Here is a 2,491-nt window from a genome sequence, read left to right on the forward strand (position 1 = left end):
GTAAGCGATGTTCCGACGGCACCTTTCGGGGATCGGCGTGAAGGACGATGTTCGGAGCCTTTGAGGGCTTCGACATATGACGATTTCAGAGTTTACGCTTAAGTCGAACGATTTGGAGCCGGTGCGCCGGTTCGAGGTGTTCACGGGCTCCGGCCGGCGACGCGAGTGGCCTCCAGAGGAGAAGGCGCGGATCGTTGCGGAGAGCTACGAGGCTGGTGAGACGGTTTGTGCTGTAGCTCGCCGATATGCGCTTTCCCCGCAGCAACTGTTTGCCTGGCGCCGAGCTGCGCGTCAGCCCTCGGCAGAGGCGACGGCATCAGAATCTCTGTTCGTTCCTGCGGTGGTTGCAGCGTCCTTGCCGGAACCGGTGGCGCAGCGCCCAGCACGACTACGGAAGCAGAAGACGGTCCGCGACGCCGGCGTGATCGAGCTTGAGATCGACGGTGTCGCCATGCGCGTTGGCCGTGGCGCCGATACCAAGACGGTGGCTGCGGTAATCCGCGCGCTTAAGGCAACGACGTGATCGGGCCGACGGGTGCGGTCAAGGTAATGGTGGCGACAAAGCCAGTCGACTTCCGCAAGGGTGCGGAGGGGCTGGCGGCGCTGGTGCGCGAGACGATGGGCGCCGATCCGTTCAGTGGGGCGGTTTACGTCTTCCGCGCCAAGCGGACGGACCGGATCAAGCTGATCTTCTGGGACGGCACTGGCGTCTGCCTCTATGCCAAGCGTTTGGAGGATGGGGAGTTCCGCTGGCCGAAGGTGCATGACGGCATGATGCGGCTGACGGCCGCGCAGCTCTCGGCGCTGCTCGAAGGTCTCGACTGGCGGCGCGTCCATGAGGCGCGCCGGACCCGTGTTCCAGCCCAGGCCGGCTGACCCGCGACGAAGTGAATCAGCCTGGATTCCGCTGTCGCGGGCTGTCGGCGAATATGGTCTGATCCGGTCATGGCGATGACGGCGGACCAGCTTCCCGACGATCCGGATGCGCTCAAGGCGATGGTCCTGGCGCGCGACGTCGAGAACGCCCGGCTGATCCAGATCATCAAGGAATTGCAGCGCCACCGCTTCGGCCGCCGTGCTGAGACGCTCCCCGAGGATCAATTGCTGCTGGGGCTCGAAGAGGCCGAGCAGATCGAGGCCGCCGGTGACGAAGAGCAGGCACAGACCGCTCATGGCGAACGTCAGGCGCGTGTCGCAAAGCGCCGAGCGAACCGGGGCGTGCTGCCATCCCATCTGCCGCGCGTGGAGATGGTGGTCGACATCGAGGACCATGCCTGCCCGTGCTGCCGCAATGACTTGCACCGGATCGGTGAGGACGTGAGCGAGCGGCTCGATATCGTTCCGGCGCAGCTGCGTGTGATCGTCGTGCGCCGGCCCAAATATGCCTGCCGCGCCTGTGAGGATGTGGTCGTTCAGGCTCCCGCGCCGGCGCGGCTGATCGAGGGTGGTCTTCCGACCGAGGCAACGGTCGCCCAGGTGCTGGTCTCCAAATACGCCGATCACTTGCCGCTCTATCGTCAGGCGCAGATCTATGCCCGGCAAGGCATCAATCTCGATCGCTCCACGCTCGCCGACTGGGTCGGCCGCGCCGCCTGGCACCTGCGTCCGGTGCATGAGCGGCTGCTTGGCAAGCTGAAGACCTCACCAAAACTCTTCGCTGACGAGACCACGGCGCCGGTGCTCGATCCCGGCCGCGGCAAGACCAAGACTGGGCAGCTCTGGGCCTATGCCCGCGATGACCGACCATGGGAGGGGAGCGACCCGCCGGGCGTGGCCTATGTCTATGCGCCGGACCGAAAGGCCGAGCGGCCGATCGCTCATCTCGCAGGATTTGGCGGAATCTTGCAGGTCGACGGTTATGGCGGCTATCGCGTGCTGGCCGAGAAGAGCGGCGTGACGCTCGCCTTCTGCTGGGCACATGTGCGCCGGCGCTTCTATGAACTGGCGGCAGCCGGTCCCGCGCCGATCGCCAGCGAGATGCTCAGACGGATCGCTGAACTCTACAAAATCGAGGACAGCATCCGTGGCCGATCGGCCGACGAGCGCCGCGCTGCGCGTCAGGAAAAGAGTACTCCAATCATCGCGGCACTCGACCCATGGCTGCGTGAGAAGCTCGGCCTGATCAGTCAGAAGACCAAGCTCGCAGAGGCAATCCGCTATACGCTCTCACGCTGGGAAGGCCTCTCGCGCTTCCTCGAAGACGGCCGCATCGAGATCGACAGCAACACCGTCGAGCGCTCCATCCGTCCGATCGCGCTAAACCGCAAGAATGCGCTCTTCGCAGGCTCTGACGGCGGCGCCGAACACTGGGCCGTCATCGCCTCGCTGATCGAAACCTGCAAGCTCAACAGCGTTGAGCCGCTCGGCTATGTCGCCGATGTCCTCACCAGGATCGTCAACGGCCATCCTAACAGCCAGATCGACGATCTCCTGCCCTGGGCCTACATCGACAAGCTCGAGCTCAAGGCCGTGGCCTGAGAACAGCGCTTAC

The 2,491-nt window shown here is 64.7% G+C and carries 3 protein-coding genes; all 3 read left to right on the plus strand.

Going from position 1 to position 2,491, the window contains the following annotated elements:
• Positions 1–76 precede the first annotated feature (76 nt).
• The 3 genes from tnpA (at position 77) to tnpC (ending at position 2,478) form a co-directional block, all read left to right on the plus strand.
• Positions 77–523, plus strand: coding sequence for an IS66-like element accessory protein TnpA (gene tnpA / locus NKJ12_RS31945; protein WP_352707688.1), 447 nt, complete (start codon positions 77–79; stop codon positions 521–523).
• A complete protein-coding gene (gene tnpB, locus NKJ12_RS31950) occupies positions 520–876 on the plus strand; it encodes an IS66 family insertion sequence element accessory protein TnpB (RefSeq protein ID WP_023709031.1) in 357 nt (118 codons plus the stop codon). Before tnpA ends, tnpB begins: the two co-directional genes overlap by 4 nt.
• Positions 877–945: 69 nt before the next feature.
• Positions 946–2,478, plus strand: a complete 1,533-nt coding sequence (gene tnpC / locus NKJ12_RS31955) for an IS66 family transposase (protein WP_352707690.1) — start codon at positions 946–948, stop codon at positions 2,476–2,478.
• The last annotated feature ends 13 nt before the right edge of the window (positions 2,479–2,491 follow it).

The sequence above is a fragment of the Mesorhizobium sp. M0195 genome, from assembly GCF_040322115.1.
Lineage (GTDB): Bacteria > Pseudomonadota > Alphaproteobacteria > Rhizobiales > Rhizobiaceae > Mesorhizobium.